Origin of the sequence: Pelagerythrobacter aerophilus (assembly GCF_003581645.1) — a bacterium.
Classification (GTDB): Bacteria; Pseudomonadota; Alphaproteobacteria; order Sphingomonadales; family Sphingomonadaceae; genus Pelagerythrobacter; species Pelagerythrobacter aerophilus.
On the sequence record NZ_QXFK01000009.1, the window covers coordinates 20,033 to 35,172 of the forward strand.

The 15,140-nt window shown below is 61.7% G+C and carries 12 protein-coding genes; 10 read left to right on the plus strand and 2 right to left on the minus strand.

What is annotated here, in order from left to right; translation table 11 throughout:
- The first annotated feature begins 13 nt into the window (after nucleotides 1–13).
- The 9 genes from D2V04_RS18270 (at nucleotide 14) to D2V04_RS02275 (ending at nucleotide 11,919) form a co-directional block, all read left to right on the plus strand.
- Nucleotides 14–136 (plus strand): hypothetical protein, encoded by a 123-nt coding sequence (locus tag D2V04_RS18270; protein WP_267463437.1) that lies wholly within the window; start codon nucleotides 14–16, stop codon nucleotides 134–136.
- Nucleotides 137–164: 28 nt separating this feature from the next.
- Entirely contained in the window at nucleotides 165–506 is a 342-nt protein-coding gene (locus tag D2V04_RS17710) for a hypothetical protein (RefSeq protein WP_147391751.1), read from the plus strand.
- A gap of 669 nt (nucleotides 507–1,175) precedes the next feature.
- Nucleotides 1,176–2,411 carry a TolC family protein gene (locus tag D2V04_RS02245; protein WP_119511743.1) on the plus strand — a complete coding sequence of 412 codons (1,236 nt, stop codon included), beginning with the start codon at nucleotides 1,176–1,178 and terminating at the stop codon, nucleotides 2,409–2,411.
- A gap of 8 nt (nucleotides 2,412–2,419) precedes the next feature.
- The gene (locus D2V04_RS02250; RefSeq protein ID WP_119511744.1) at nucleotides 2,420–3,916 is read left to right on the plus strand and encodes an efflux RND transporter periplasmic adaptor subunit; all 1,497 of its coding nucleotides are present in this window, start codon (nucleotides 2,420–2,422) and stop codon (nucleotides 3,914–3,916) included.
- Complete coding sequence (locus tag D2V04_RS02255) at nucleotides 3,913–7,080, plus strand: efflux RND transporter permease subunit (protein WP_119511745.1); 3,168 nt, start codon at nucleotides 3,913–3,915, stop codon at nucleotides 7,078–7,080. Before D2V04_RS02250 ends, D2V04_RS02255 begins: the two co-directional genes overlap by 4 nt.
- Nucleotides 7,059–7,445, plus strand: coding sequence for a copper-binding protein (locus D2V04_RS02260; RefSeq protein WP_225082053.1), 387 nt, complete (start codon nucleotides 7,059–7,061; stop codon nucleotides 7,443–7,445). The genes D2V04_RS02255 and D2V04_RS02260 overlap by 22 nt, the downstream gene beginning before the upstream one ends.
- A 103-nt stretch (nucleotides 7,446–7,548) precedes the next feature.
- Entirely contained in the window at nucleotides 7,549–9,045 is a 1,497-nt protein-coding gene (locus tag D2V04_RS02265) for a multicopper oxidase family protein (RefSeq protein ID WP_228766205.1), read from the plus strand.
- Between the two features lie 13 nt (nucleotides 9,046–9,058).
- The gene (locus D2V04_RS02270) at nucleotides 9,059–11,398 is read left to right on the plus strand and encodes a heavy metal translocating P-type ATPase (protein ID WP_010240409.1); all 2,340 of its coding nucleotides are present in this window, start codon (nucleotides 9,059–9,061) and stop codon (nucleotides 11,396–11,398) included.
- Nucleotides 11,399–11,427: 29 nt separating this feature from the next.
- Complete coding sequence (locus D2V04_RS02275) at nucleotides 11,428–11,919, plus strand: hypothetical protein (RefSeq protein WP_228766206.1); 492 nt, start codon at nucleotides 11,428–11,430, stop codon at nucleotides 11,917–11,919.
- A gap of 17 nt (nucleotides 11,920–11,936) precedes the next feature.
- Here the strand turns inward: D2V04_RS02275 and D2V04_RS02280 are convergent, their stop codons facing one another.
- Together D2V04_RS02280 and D2V04_RS02285 are read right to left on the minus strand one after the other, a co-directional pair.
- On the minus strand, nucleotides 11,937–13,889 hold the full coding sequence (locus tag D2V04_RS02280; RefSeq protein ID WP_054522849.1) for a cytochrome c/FTR1 family iron permease: 1,953 nt from the start codon (nucleotides 13,887–13,889) through the stop codon (nucleotides 11,937–11,939).
- A gap of 96 nt (nucleotides 13,890–13,985) precedes the next feature.
- A complete protein-coding gene (locus D2V04_RS02285) occupies nucleotides 13,986–14,603 on the minus strand; it encodes a cation transporter (RefSeq protein WP_119511747.1) in 618 nt (205 codons plus the stop codon).
- 75 nt (nucleotides 14,604–14,678) lie between these two features.
- Between D2V04_RS02285 and D2V04_RS02290 the strand changes: the two genes are divergently transcribed.
- Complete coding sequence (locus tag D2V04_RS02290) at nucleotides 14,679–15,077, plus strand: MerR family transcriptional regulator (RefSeq protein WP_088712478.1); 399 nt, start codon at nucleotides 14,679–14,681, stop codon at nucleotides 15,075–15,077.
- Nucleotides 15,078–15,140 lie beyond the last annotated feature (63 nt).

Sequence of the window (15,140 nt, forward strand, 5' to 3'; positions counted from 1 at the left end):
CATTGACGCCGACATGCCCAGAAGCCGCACCGCCCTGGAAAAAATGCAAGCCAGATATGTGCGGATGACCCAGGCAGGTGACCTGAGCGGCAAGTTCGCGCGCTTCCAGTTCCTGCGCATTACGACGCAAAGCTGAACTTATCGGAACAATGAAAGGAACTTTTATGAATGGTTTTAAATTAGCGGCGCTCGGAGCCTTGGCGACCGCCGGTCTCGCAACAGCTGCGGCCGCGCAATCCCAAGTCGATCATCAGCCCGCTCCACAAGAGAGCTCGCAAGGCCAAGAGAGCAGCCACGAGCATGGTGCAATGCAGGGCGAAATGTCGGACATGGATGGTGACATGTCCGGGATGATGGCGATGATGAACAACCCCGAGATGCGCGCTGAAATGATGGCGATGATGAACGATCCGGAAATGCGCGCTCAAATGATGGACATGATGCGCAACTGCAATGAAATGATGAAGATGAAACAGGAACAGATGTCGAATGAAGAGGCAGGGTAATCCTGAGCACCACACGTCAATTTGCCAGATTGTCTTCGCCTAAGCCTGCCCCCTCCCTGCGGGGCAGGCACCATCCGAACAATGATCGGTGAATCCTGCTGATCTCATGTCCCATGCAAGCGGACCGTATTTATGATTTCTACCACAACAGATCCCGAAGGCTTGTCGAGGCTCGGCTGCGCCCGTAGAGTTAGATGATGCAGTTACTGCGCTCTCTTGGAATTTTTCTGATTGCTTGCGGACTCTTTGTCCAGTCGGCCGCTCATGCCTCGGCGGTGCCGCAAGCACCGGCGGGAAGCGAGGCGGCGTGTAACGAGATGCGCATGGAGACTGGTGCTACGACCGCTTCGGAAGACCAACCCGGACCGTGCAAAAATCTTCGCCTGGATTGCCTTGTGGCCCTCGGTTGTATCGCTCCACTGGCCATGATCACAGCCCCATCAGGCGAACGTACGAAAATTGCTGTGCGTTCGTTGTTCACCCCATTTGCCGCATATTCTTTGGCTCTCGTTGAACAAGGACCCGAGCCGCCGCCCCCGCAAGAGCAATTCTGAGTATTGCCAGGGACTGCCCTGCATACTGAAGCTGAACGAATTTTCCGTCGCGCCTAGCGATGGTCGTTTGTTCCGTCCGCGCTTATATCGCGCGCTCTAGCGGAATCTAGAAATCATGCAGAAAATTTGCTGGACCGCATTTCCGGTCCTGCTGGCTTTGGCGCCAGCTAGTTACGCGCAGTCAATCGGCTACGAGGAGGCATTGAGAGCGGCCGTTAGCGAACAGCCGCAGGTGCGAGCGCGGGAGTTGCAGCTCGAGGCACGTCGCAGCGTCGCTGATGCAGCTGACGAACTACCAGATCCTCGCCTCCGCGCTGGGATTCAGAACCTTCCGGTGGCAGGCCCGGCAGCCTTCGAGATCGACCGGCAGCTGCCCACCCAGATCCAGGTCGGTGTGGAGCAGGACATACCCAATCTCGCGGAGCGCCATGCGAGAGCGCGCATGGCAGTGGCCGATATAGATCTGGCTTCCGCGCAGTTGACCCGCGCGCAGCTCACGGCTCGGCTTGGAGCAGGCGAGGCCTGGATTTCGCTCGCGTACACCCAACAGGCTCTGAATGTTATCGATGAGGCACTTAGGCAGATCGAAAGGCTGGTGCCCTTGGCGCGGAGCGCCGTTGCGGCGGGATCGGCCAGGCCGGCTGAGAGCCTCGAAATTCGCCGTGCGGTACTGGAAGTCGAGGACATGCGGACCCGCCTAGAAGGCGACCTTGACGCGGCACGGGCCATGTTGGCGCGATATGCTGCTGTGCAAGGCGCAGTTGCCACCGGGGCTATCCCCGCGGCGGATGTCGATGCCGAGCGACTCCGGGCGACCCTAGAGCTTAATCCCGATATCATTCTCGCTATCGCACAGGTTCGACAGGCAGATGCGAGGATCGATCTTGCCCGGTCGGAGAAGCGGCCCGATTTCGGCATCAATGTCAGCTATGGCAGGCGCGATCCGATGTTCGGTGATGTCGTCTCGGTCATGGGCTCGATTACGCTCCCCATCTTTGCGGGCAGGCGGCAGAACCCGAGGATTGCCGCTGCTGAAGCCGAAGCAAGCGCAGCGCAAGCAATTCAGCTTGATCGCTTGCGCGAACTGCAAGCGCAATTCGAGGCCGACCTTGCCGCTTGGCGCAGCGCATACCGCCAGTGGCAGCGAGCCACGGAGGAGTTGCTACCCCTCGCCCAAAGCCGGGCTGATCTCGAAAGGGCCAGCTTCGCGGCAAACCGCGCCGAACTGCTGGACGTCATCGAAGCGATCAAGGCGCTGGCGCTCCTACAAATCGAGATCCTTGAGCGTGAGGAGGCGACAGTTGAAGCCGCGACGACCTTGCGACTGACCTATACGGAGTTCCAGCCATGAGAGCCAAAATGGGAGCCGCGTGGGACAAACTGTCGCCGCGCCAGAAATCCTGGACGATGGCGGCAACGGTCGCCCTGATCAGCGTCACCGCAGGATACGGGTTATCGCAGCGGGGTGAGAGCGGAAGTCAGGCAAATGGCAACGGGGGATCATCCAGCGCCGAATGTGAGGACGTGCTTTACTGGTACGATCCGATGGTGCCGGGACAGCGTTTCGACGAGCCTGGAAAATCGCCGTTCATGGATATGGAACTTGTTCCCAAATGCGCTGGCGAGGAGGCCACCTCCGGGGTTCAGATCGACGCGGGGCTTGTCCAGAACTTCGGCATCCGCACCGCCGAGGCCGAATACGGCGTACTTGAGCCGGACGTGTCCGTTACCGGTGTTCTCGCTTACAATGGGCGGGACGTTGCAATTGTCCAGCCAAGGGCTGGCGGCTTTGTACAACGAACCTATGGGCGTGCTCCAGACGATGTGGTGAGCCGAGGCGCGCCGCTGGCCGATATTCTCGTACCCGAATGGGGCGGAGCGCAGCAGGAGTATCTGGCCGTCCTGAACAGCGGTGATGAACAGCTTGCACAGGCCATGCGCGAGCGGATGCGGCTGCTCGGCATGTCGAATGGGCAAATTTCATCGGTGGGCCGGACCGGCCGCGCGCAGGCGACGATCACGGTCACCGCGCCGACCGGCGGGGCCATCACCATGCTCGGCGTGCGACCCGGCATGACCGTGATGGCAGGCCAGACCCTGGCGGAAATAACCGGATTCTCGCCGATCTGGCTCGAGGCATCGGTGCCCGAAACACAAGCAGCGAATATCCGGGTCGGCCAACCTGTCAGTGCAACCCTGACCGCGTTTCCCGATGAGAGATTTTCCGGACCGATCATCGCGATCTTGCCGAGCGCACAGGATGCCAGCCGGACAATCACCGTCCGCGCACAATTGCCCAATCCTTCCGGACGGCTCAAGCCGGGCATGTTCGCGCAGGTCTCGCTGACCCCCGACACCCGGCGCGCTCTGCTGGTTCCTTCCGAAGCGGTGATCCGGACCGGGCGCCGCACCATCGTCATGATCAAGCAGGACGAGGGCGGCTTCATGCCTGCCGAAGTCCGGATCGGCCGTGAGGCGGGAGGCAGGACCGAAGTGCTGGCCGGCCTTTCGCAAGGCGAAGAGGTCGTGACCTCGGGCCAGTTCCTGCTCGATTCCGAGGCAAGCCTGGCAGGACTTGATGTTCGTGCGATCGATGAGGCAGGTCCGAACCGGGACGGTGAAGACCAACCAGTGACATTCAGCGCAATGGGGACGATCGAGAAGATTGCCGATGGCTCCGTCACGCTGCGGCACGGACCTGTCCCGCGGCTAGACTGGCCCGCCATGACGATGAGTTTCCGCACGAAGAATGCAGCGCAGATCAGCGGGTTCGAGGAAGGCGATAGAGTGCGCTTTACCTTCACCCAGCAGGACGCCGGCCCCCGTATCGAGACCATCAGGAGTGCCGGGCAATGATCGCGCGCATTATCGATGCCTCGATCGCCAATCGGCTTTTCATCGTCCTCGCCGCCATAGCTGTGACCCTTGGCGGGTTCTGGGCCGTCCGCACAACTCCGGTCGATGCTTTGCCCGATCTGTCCGATGTCCAGGTTGTCGTCCGATCCAACTATCCGGGCCAGGCGCCCCGGATTGTCGAGGACCAGGTGACCTACCCGATGGCCACGACCATGCTGTCGGTGCCGGGAGCGAAGACCGTACGCGGCTACTCGATGTTCGGCGACAGCTACGTCTATATCATTTTCGAGGACGGTACCGACCTCTACTGGGCGCGATCGCGCGTGCTCGAATATCTCAACCAAGTGCAGAACCGCCTGCCCGATGGCGTCACGAGCACGCTGGGACCCGATGCAACCGGCGTGGGGTGGATTTACGAATATGCGCTTGTCGATCGCACGGGCGGTCATGACCTTGCCGGGCTGCGCAGCCTGCAGGACTGGTTTCTGCGCTACGAGCTCAAGACGATCCCCGGCATTGCCGAAGTCGCGAGTGTCGGCGGTATGGTGAAACAATACCAGATCGTGCTCGAACCTTACCGGATGGCATCGTTCGGCGTCACGCATGCCGAGATCGTAAACGCCATCCAGTCGTCCAACCAGGAGGCCGGCGGTTCGATCGTCGAGATGGGTGAGGCCGAATACATGGTACGCGCGTCGGGCTATCTGACGACGCTGGACGATTTCCGCGAGATTCCCCTCAGGACTGCAACTGGCGGGGTTCCGGTTACCCTTGGCGATGTCGCCACAATCCAGGTCGGGCCGGAGCTGCGCCGCGGCATTGCCGAGCTCAACGGCGAAGGAGAGGTCGCCGGCGGCATCATCGTTCTCAGACAGGGCGCGGACGCTCGCAGCGCAATCCAGGCGGTCGAGGAAAAGCTGGACGAATTGCAGGCGAGCCTTCCCGAGGGCGTCGAGATCGTCACCACCTACGACCGATCGCAGCTTATCGACGCCTCGGTGGAGAATTTGACGACCAAGCTGATCGAGGAGTTCATCGTCGTCGCGATCGTATGCGCCCTTTTCCTGTGGCACGCGCGCTCGGCACTTGTCGCCATCATCACCCTGCCTTTGGGCGTGCTCGCGGCCTTCATCGTGATGCGCATCCAGGGCGTCAATGCCAACATCATGTCGCTGGGTGGAATAGCCATCGCGGTCGGTGCGATGGTCGATGCCGCCGTCGTCATGATTGAGAACGCGCACAAGCATCTCGAGCGATGGGAACACGAGAATCCCGATACCGTGCTCGCGGTGAAGGAACGCTGGCGGATCATCGCCGATGCATCGAAGGAAGTGGGACCGGCGTTGTTCTTCAGTCTGCTGATCATTACGCTGTCGTTCCTACCGGTCTTCACCCTGCAGGCGCAGGAAGGGCGGTTGTTCGCTCCGCTCGCTTTCACCAAGACCTATGCCATGGCGGCCGCGGCCATTCTGTCGGTAACGCTGGTGCCGGTAATGATGGGATGGCTGATCCGTGGGAAGATCCCTTCGGAGGATTCCAATTTTCTCAACCGCTGGCTGACGAAAATCTATCGTCCGGGGCTCGACTGGGTCATGCGGCGCCCAAAGGCAACGCTGGTGATCGCGGCGCTGATCTTCCTGACCACCGCGATTCCCTTCACCCGGCTTGGCGGCGAGTTCCTCCCGCCGCTCGATGAAGGCGATTTGCTTTATATGCCGAGCGCGCTGCCCGGCCTTTCCCCCGGCGAGGCTTCGGCGCTGCTGCAGCGCACCGATCGCCTGATCAAGTCGGTCCCCGAGGTGGAAACGGTGTTCGGCAAGGCGGGGCGCGCCGATACAGCGACGGATCCGGCTCCCCTGACGATGTTCGAAACGACGATCCGCTTCAAGCCGCGCGAGGAGTGGCGCGAGGGAATGACGCCCGATCTGCTGGTCGAGGAACTTGACCGGGTCGTTCAGGTGCCGGGCCTCGCCAATGTCTGGGTGCCGCCGATCCGCAACCGGATCGACATGCTCGCGACCGGGATCAAGAGCCCGATCGGGGTCAAGGTTTCAGGCGACGATCTCGATCAACTCGAACGCGTTGCACTCGATGTGGAGCGTATCGCCAAGACCGTGCCTGGCGTGAGTTCCGCCCTGGCGGAGCGCCTGTCGGGCGGTCGCTATGTCGATGTCGATATCGACCGGATGGCGGCCGCGCGATACGGGCTCAACATTGCCGACATCCAGCAGATCGTCTCTGGTGCAGTTGGCGGTGCCAATGTCGCACGGACCGTCGAGGGGCTGGCGCGCTATCCGATCAATGTGCGCTATCCCCGCGAAATCAGGGACAGCGTCGAGGAACTCAGGGCCTTGCCGGTTCTGACGCCGTCCGGCCAACAGATCACGCTTGGCACTGTCGCCCGTATCGCCGTCAGCGACGGTCCGCCCATGCTCAAGAGCGAACAGGGCCGACTGACCAGCTACATCTACGTCGACGTCCGGGGCCGCGATCTTACTTCGGTGGTCGCCGATCTGCAGGAGGTCGTCGCCGCGGGTGTCGATCTTCCTGCCGGCGTCAGCCTGTCCTATGCGGGCCAGTTCGAATATCTGACGCGCGCCTATGAGCGACTGAAGGTCGTGGTTCCCGCGACGCTTGCGATCATTTTCCTGCTGCTCTATCTCATTTTCCGGCGCTGGGACGAAGCCTTGCTGATCATGGGCACGCTGCCCTTCGCGCTGACGGGCGGATACTGGTTGCTCTATCTGATGGGCTACAACCAGTCGGTGGCGACTGCGGTCGGTTTCATCGCGCTTGCCGGCGTCTCCGCCGAATTCGGCGTAGTGATGCTGATTTACCTGAAAGCCGCACTGGAGCGGCGACGCGGTGATCTGAGCGCCGAAGAAGTAGACGAGGCCATCCGGGAAGGCGCGCTCCTGCGCGTGCGGCCCAAGGCGATGACCGTCGCAGTCATCCTTGCGGGTCTCTTTCCGATCCTGATCGGCACCGGCGCGGGCTCGGAAGTCATGAGCCGCATCGCCGCGCCGATGGTTGGCGGCATGATCACCGCCCCGCTCCTGTCCATGTTCCTGCTTCCCGCCGCCTATCTGTTGTTGCGGCGCCCCCGTCCGGAAAAACCGGCCAACCCTCAAGGAGAAGAAGAGTGCGTACCCCAACCTACATGATCCTGCTCGCGGCACCGCTGGCGCTTGCAGCCTGCGACGCTGCAGACGACAGCTCAGAGACCATGATGTCAGACGACATGGCGAACTCGGACAGCATGCCCATGTCAGGCGAAATGCCGATGGCGGAGGAGACCGGCGGCGAGCAGAGCGCCAGCGCGGAGGGAACGGTTACAGCCATCGATTCCGAGGCGGGCACGGTGACCATCGAGCATGGTCCGGTCGAAAGTATCGGATGGCCCGCGATGACCATGACCTTCGAAGCCGACGCGCAAATCCTCGAACAGGTCAGTGTCGGTGAGGGAATAGCCTTTGAATTTCGTACTGGAACCGAAGGCAGCGTCGTTACCTCGGTAACGCCGCGATAGCATGATGGGTGGGAGGCGCGCGGTTGCGCCGGTGCCTCCCACGCAAAAACAGGTGAATATGCCCGGTATCGACAGGCCCGACTTTAAGGATCGCCGCGACTTCATGAAAAGCGCCGGCCTCGCGGCGACGGGTTTCGCGGCGCTGCCGCTGGTGGGTTGCGACACGCAAAGCAGGGTGTCGCTCGATCAGCGAGGAGCAAGCAATCCTCTTGCCATACCTCGGCTACAGGCCGGAACGATCGAACGGGGCGAGCGTGTCTTTCGCCTGTCCCTGACACCGGGCGAGAAAGAATTCGTGCCCGGCACGCCGTCACCGACGATCGGTATCGACGCATCCTATCTCGGTCCGACCCTCGAAATGCGCCGCGGCGAACAGGTTCGCTTTCATATCGACAACAAGCTTGCCGAGGATGCGACCGTCCACTGGCATGGTTTCGAACTTCCCGCCACCGCGGATGGCGGACCGCACCAACTCGTGCGGCCCGGCGAACGCTGGAGCCCGTCCTTCGAAATACGCCAGCGCGCTTCGCTATACTGGTATCATTCTCATACGCATCGCCGGGCCGGACCACAGGTCTATGCCGGACTTGCTGCCCCGATCTACGTGCGCGACGAGGAAGAGGATCGCCTCGATCTGCCGAGCCGGTACGGTGTAGATGATATCCCGCTCGTCGTGCAGGATCGCGTGATCGACAGCTCAGGCCGCCTCGTTTACCCGCTCAACATGCACTCGCGGATGATGGGGGTGATAGGTGAGCGCATCTATGTGAACGGAACGGCCAATGCCGTTTTCGACGCCACCGCCGGTCCGCTGCGCCTGCGGCTTCTCAATGGATCGAATGCGCGGTTCTACACCTTCTTGCTCGAAGGTGATCGTCCGATGCAACTCATCGCAAGCGATGGCGGCCTGCTTGCCGCGCCAAGCGAGGTTCGCAGTCTTACCCTTGCCCCAGGCGAACGCGCCCAAGTGATCGTCGATCTTTCCGAAGGGCGCCCGCTCCGGCTGATTGCCAGCAGCCCTGCTAACGCCATGGGCATGATGGGCGGGCAAGGCGGGGGTATGATGGGCGGCGGAATGATGGGAAACCGGGCCGATCGCGAGAGGCAGGGGCGCACGTTTTCGATCCTCGATATGCGCCCCTCAGGCGCGTCAACTCCAGTAATGCTCCCGCCCACTCTGGCCGCGCTTGCTGCGCCAGACCCCTCACTCGCCGTTCGCAGCCGCCGTTTCGTGCTCGATATGGGCATGATGGGCCGGGGCATGTCGATCAACGGCGAAACCATGGACATGGACGTCATCAATCAGCGCGTACCGGTGGGTCAGTGGGAAATATGGGAAATCGCCAACGCATCGATGATGGCCCATCCCTTTCATATTCATAACGTGCAGTTCCGCTTGCTCGACCGGGACGGTCGGCCTCCGCGGGCGGAAGAGGCGGGCTTCAAGGACACCGTAATCGTCAACCCGCGTGAACAGGTCAGGCTGCTGTTGCGGTTCGAAGAAAATACCGATCCCGACACTCCCTACATGTATCACTGCCATATCCTCGAGCACGAGGACGCAGGCATGATGGGGCAGTTCGTGGTGATGGCCAATTAGGGGAGAACGACAGATGAGCGATGGGCACAATGCAATCGAGGGTATGGCGACCGACCCCGTTTGCGGAATGAGCGTGAAGATGGACGGCGCCCGCTTCGTCGATCGACACGAGGGTGGCGACCATTACTTCTGCTCCTCGCGCTGCCTCGACAAGTTCCGCGCGGATCCGGAGATGTATCTTTCGAAGGCGCACCTCGATGCTGTCGAGGATGTCCCGGAAGGTACGATATACACCTGTCCGATGCATCCGGAGATCCGGCAGCCGGGGCCGGGCTCTTGCCCGATATGCGGGATGGCCCTCGAACCCGAAACGGTCACTCTGAACGAGGGCCCCGATCCCGAACTCGTCGACATGCGGCGAAGGTTCTGGTGGAGCGCGCTCTTCACGCTGCCGCTCTTCGCCTATGCGATGGGCGACATGATCCCGTCGCGACCGTTCGATCAGGTCATCGAACCCGCTATCGCGCAGTGGCTGCAGCTCCTGCTGGCAACTCCGGTGGTGCTTTGGGGCGGCTGGCCCTTCTTCACCCGCGCGCTGCAATCGGTCCGGACCATGAACCTCAACATGTTCACCCTGATCGGCTTCGGCGTCGCCATCGCCTATCTGTTCAGCCTTGTGGCAACCCTCGCCCCGGACATCTTTCCCGAGGCATTCCGCGATCATGCGGGCCGGGTCGGCGTCTATTACGAGGCCGCAGCGGTTATCACGACCCTCGTGCTGCTCGGGCAGGTGCTCGAGCTCAAGGCGCGCGGATCGACATCGAGCGCCTTGCGAGCGCTTCTCGAACTCGCACCCCCGACCGCGATGAAGATCTTCGGTCGCGGGGACGAGCGCGAAGTACCGCTCGATGAATTGACGTCGGGGGACCTGCTGCGCGTGCGTCCGGGCGACAAGGTCCCCGTCGATGGCACGCTCGAGGATGGAAGCAGTGCCATCGACGAATCCATGATCAGTGGCGAACCCATTCCCGTCAAGAAAAGCGCGGGCGATCCCGTGATCGGGGGCACCGTAAACCAGACCGGCAGCTTCACCATGCGCGCGACGCAGGTCGGCGCGGACACCATGCTCTCGAAGATCGTGCAGATGGTCGCGGAGGCCCAGCGCAGCCGGGCACCGATCCAGCGGCTCGCCGACCAGGTCACCGGATGGTTCGTACCCATCGTCGTCCTTGTCGCTATCGTGAGTTTTGTCGTCTGGGCCATCTGGGGACCGGCACCGGCCCTTGCCTACGCGCTCGTCAACGCGGTCGCCGTTCTGATCATCGCGTGTCCCTGCGCGCTCGGACTGGCGACGCCGATGTCGATCATGACCGGTACCGGCAAGGGCGCGCAGCACGGGATCCTGATCAAGAACGCCGAAGCGCTCGAAACGCTGGAAAAGATCGATACGCTGGTCGTCGACAAGACCGGAACGCTGACCCGGGGCAAGCCTGATCTTGTCGACGTAAAACCGCAGCCAAATTTCGACGAGCAGGAATTGCTGAGCCTTGTCGCTGCCGTTGAGAGAGGAAGCGAGCATCCGCTCGCCCACGCGATCGTGGAAGGGGCTCAAAACAGGGGCGCTGCCATTCTCGACGCTTCCGATATCGAATCCGTGACCGGCGAAGGTATCCAGGCAAATGTCGACAAGCGCCTGGTCGCGATCGGGAATGAAAAGATGATGGAGCGTATAGGGGCGCTCGAAGAAGGCTGGCGGTCAACGGCGGACGAAGGCCGAAGCCTCGGACAGACGGTGATGTTCGTGGCCGTGGACGGGGCACCGGCAGGCCTTATCGCGGTCGCCGATCCGATCAAGGCAACCAGCCGCACCGCTATTGCCGCGTTGCATGAGCGCGGCATCAAGATCGTGATGCTTACCGGCGACAGCGAAGCCACCGCGCGTGCGGTAGCAAGCCAGGTCGGTATCGACGAAGTCGAAGCAAACGTCTCGCCCGAGGACAAACATCGCAAGATCGAGCAGTTGAAGAGCGATGGTCGCCGGGTCGCTATGGCCGGCGACGGCATAAACGACGCACCCGCGCTTGCCGCTTCGCATGTCGGCATCGCGATGGGAACGGGTACCGATGTCGCTATCGAAAGCGCGGGCGTGACATTGGTGCGCGGCGACCTCGTCGGCGTTGTTCAGGCGCTCGTCCTGTCTCGGGCCACTATGCGCAACATCAGGCAGAACCTGTTCTTTGCCTTTGCGTATAATGCGCTCGGAATTCCGGTCGCTGCAGGTGTCCTCTATCCATGGACCGGGTTGCTTTTGAACCCGATGATCGCGGCCGCAGCGATGAGCCTGTCTTCGGTATCGGTGATCGGCAACGCCCTGCGCCTGCGCGGCCTCGCTCTTCCCAAATTCGATACCTGAGCGATGGGGACGGGACGGAGATCGCAGGAGTGACGAATCAGACGATGCAGGATCAGGACCAAATCTCTGAGGATTCGCGCGAATGGCGCGGTGCTCATCCAGCCCTCTGGATCGCGATATTCGGAATTCTCATCGCTTTCGCCTGGGAGATGCTCCAGCTTCCTTTCTACCAGTCGGGAGGTCTGTCGCCTGCCGAGGCAGCACGTCGCTGCGGCCTGGCCTCGTTCGGCGATGCCGGGATCATGGTGGCCGCTTATCTCGGCGCCTCTGTCGGCAGTGGTAAAACGCCGTGGCTCGTAGACTGGCCGATCTCGCGTTTTGTCGTGTTCCTGGGAATCGGCCTGGCCATTACTGCCATGGTCGAAGTGCTGGCTGTCGGTGCCGACTGGGGGTGGTCCTATAGTGCAATCATGCCGCTTGTGCCCGGAACCAAAATCGGTCTCATACCGATCGCGATGTGGGTCGCGGTTCCCACAGCCTCCTTGTGGCTCGCGCGCCGTCTCGGCACCGGACCCCGCTGATCGCAAACCGGGATCACCTATCCCTCGACAGCTGCCGGCTGCGGTCCCGATGGTGATCGACTTATCCGAAATCCGGCAATCAGAGCGAGCAGCGTGAGCAATTGCGCGCCGATCGTCTCGACAGTCGGGAAGAAGCCGAGTTCGGCGAGGCGCGGCAAGCCGGCAATGAAAGTGGCGGAAAGAACTCCGGCCTCCTGGAAAGCGCCCACGCCCTTGCCCGCGAGAATGACCGCAAGGATCGCAATCAGGATAGCACTATAGCGGAAGAACTGGGTGATCGGCAGTTTGCGGCTGTAGCGCAGCATAACCCATGCGATGAACGCTAGCAGCGCGACTGCGGACAAGGCACCTGCCAATATGATGCCGCTGCTCTGCGGGTTCCACAGGGCAGCGTAGAACAGAATAGTCTCGAACGCTTCCCGGTAGACGACCACGAATGCAAGACCAAAGAGAAACCATGCCGATCCGCGCGAAAGCGCCTTGCCCATTTTTTCCTGGATATAGCGCCGCCACTCCTCGGCCTGGGATTTGCCGTGCATCCAGATCCCGACCGATACGAGAATGACAGCCGCAAGCAGCGCGCCGATCCCTTCGGTCATCTCGCGGCTCGCCCCGCTGATGCTTACGAAGTAGGTTGCTACGACCCAGGTGGCGACACCTGCGAAAAGAGCAGCGATCCACCCACCATGGATATAGGGCAATACCTCGGAGCGCTGCGACTTTTTCACAAAGGCGATCATGGCGATCACAACCAGAATTGCTTCGATCCCCTCGCGCAGGAGAATGGTGAACGCCCCGAGAAAGGTCGAGATTTCGCTGGCCGCCTCAGGAGCCAACGCTTCCTCGGCTCTTGCCAACAGACTATCGATGCGAGCCCTTAGTTGCTGTAGTTCGGATGGATTCGCACCGGACTCTATTCCGGCCCGGAATTGCCCGAGCGCCTGTTCTACCTCCCGCATCAAACCGCCATCGCGCGTTGCCAGGAGGGCCTCCAGGGGTTCAAACCCGTCGAGATAGGCAGACAGGGCAAGCTGCCGCGCTTCCTCTCGGTTGCCAGCCCGATAAGCTGACAGGCTGCGATCGAGCGTATCGCGAACGAAGGCGAGCGAACCTGCGTCATTTGCCTGTCCCACCGCATCGGGATTGGCGCGAAGATAGGCCATGACGGCGAGCGCACGGTCCTCGCCGATCTGCTCGGCCAGACTTTCCGGTGTGAGCGCGGCGAGCGTCTCGAGATCGGGGACAAGCTGGCGTATGCCATCATCTTCCCGCCAAATACGCTCGCCCTTGGCCACATCTTCAAAAGCAATGCTGCCGGCATGGAATGCAAGCGCCCAGCGATCCTCGTCGGACAGCGATGCGAAGCTGGCCATGGACGTTCCTTCCAGCCCTTGCGTGATGACCTGGTAAAGCCCGAACGCACTGCGCTGCCGCGCCCGGTCGATATCGGTGAAGTCGATCGGCGGGGGATCAAGTGCCTGCATTGCGGCCGGTGGCGCACTTCCGGCGGCGCCGTGACACGAGGCGCAGTTCTGCGCGAAGAGAGTGCGGGCGCGGTCAAGGTCGGGCGCTTGCGAAGGGGCAAGCGGAACCGGGTAGGCTGTCAGCAACGAGGCTGCCAGCGCGCGCGCTAAGCGCCCAACTCGCTCGGCGGGTTCCTTATTGGCGATCAGAGCTCGCAGCTGGTCCGATCGGCGGATGAGTGCTTGATTGTCTTTAGTATCCGGCAATGCAGCGATCTGCCGCGCCACGACATCGGAAAACTCCACCATTTCGCGATATTCGAATTCGTCGGCAACACGTCCCTCGGAAACGGCGGAGGCGTAGTCGACCGCGATATAATCGAGCAGACGCCAGGTGGTTCGCACGTCGGGTTCTTCCGCGTTCGCGGTGACGGACAGACACAGCGCAAGCGCCAGCAGAATGAGCCGCAGTGCCGGATGGACGGTGGCGGAGACGATGCGATGCATGAGGGGTCTCTATATCTGTTGCAATTAATTCGCAATAGCAGGGTGTAGACGGAAATGTATTTCCTCCAACCCCCGATCGCGGGGATATTCTGGAGTTTAGGTAGAGCGCAGTTCGCCGCGTGCCTGATTGAAGACTTCGGCACTTCCCCACACCGCCAGTCCTGCCATGATGCTCGCCACAACCAGATCGGGCCACGCACGGCCGGTGCCGAAAACGCCAATCGCTGCCGCCAGCACGGCGATATTACCGATCGCGTCGTTGCGCGAACAGATCCACACCGAGCGCATGTTCGCATCGCCCGAGCGATACCGGAACAGCATCGCGGCGACGGCGAGATTTACCGCCAGAGCAAGAGAACCGATGGCGCCCATCGTTCCCGGGTCGGGCGACGCCCCGACAAAGAAACCCCAGATGGCCGAGCCGAGCACCCACAGGCCGAAAGCCAGCATGGTCGCCGCCTTTACGAGAGCCGCACGTGCGCGCCAGACGAGCGCCATCCCCGCTACGCCAAGACTGATAGCATAGTTTGCCGCATCACCGAGAAAGTCGAGCGCGTCGGCCTGCAAGGCGCGCGAATCCGCAGCAATGCCTGCCACGATCTCCACACCGAACATGATTGCATTAAGGCCCAGCGCGATCCACAGAATGCGCCGCCATGTCGGATCGTTGTTGTTTGCACCGGCCTCATCGGGGCCGCAGCAGGTCTTTCCCATTTACTCGACTCCTTGCGTCGATCCGCCCTATGCACCTTGTAGTAACTACAAGGTCAAGCGGCAGGAGCCTTTGTCATGAGAATTGGTCAACTTGCCCGGATAACCGGCGTCAAATCCGAAACAATCCGCTTCTACGAGCGCGAAGGTATCCTCGCTGCCCCTCCGCGCACGAAGGCCAATTATCGCGACTATGGACCTGCAGAGGAAGCGCGCCTTAACTTCATACGGCGCGCGCGTGATCTCGGCTTCTCGATGGCACGCATCAGGGAATTGCTCGATCTCTCCGATGATGCCGACCGGTCCTGCGCGGGCATTGACGCTCTGGCCAGAAGCCATCTCGGCGAAGTCGAGCGCAAGATCGCCAGCCTGGAGGCGTTGCGGACGGAGCTTGGGCGCATGATCGCTGCCTGCGAGCAAGACACGGTAGGCGATTGTCGCATCATCGATGTACTTGCCGGTACCACCGAGCCTTGATGCCCGCGCCTCGTGCGCCAGTTCGGTCAGGCTCGCCGATGCACGGCTTTTGTCCGCCGCCCC